This is a genomic window from Pseudoalteromonas aliena (assembly GCF_038155085.1).
Taxonomy (GTDB): domain Bacteria; phylum Pseudomonadota; class Gammaproteobacteria; order Enterobacterales; family Alteromonadaceae; genus Pseudoalteromonas; species Pseudoalteromonas aliena_A.
In genome coordinates, this window is the sequence record NZ_JBAKAU010000286.1 from 1 (window position 1) to 210 (window position 210).

The following is a 210-nucleotide window of genomic DNA, read 5'->3' on the forward strand; positions in this document are numbered from 1 at the left end:
ATTAAAGCAATGTTAGCACCCATAAGTGCAAACTTTTGAGCCATTGAAAAACCTAAACCTTGTGCGCCTCCGGTTATTACTACCGTGTTATTATTAATTTCCACGCGTAGCTCCTACTTAGAAAACAGTTTAAAAATGGCACTAAAGTCATCACTGACTGCACCTTGGTGTTGTAGCATGGTGTATAAATTTTTAGCCATTGAACCCATT

At 38.1% G+C, this 210-nt stretch carries 2 pseudogenes; both read right to left on the minus strand.

Annotated elements, in window-relative coordinates:
* Positions 1–104 (minus strand): annotated as a pseudogene (locus tag V6260_RS19425) (short chain dehydrogenase); the annotation flags it as partial.
* A gap of 9 nt (positions 105–113) precedes the next feature.
* A pseudogene (locus V6260_RS19430) lies at positions 114–210 on the minus strand (3-hydroxyisobutyrate dehydrogenase); the annotation flags it as partial.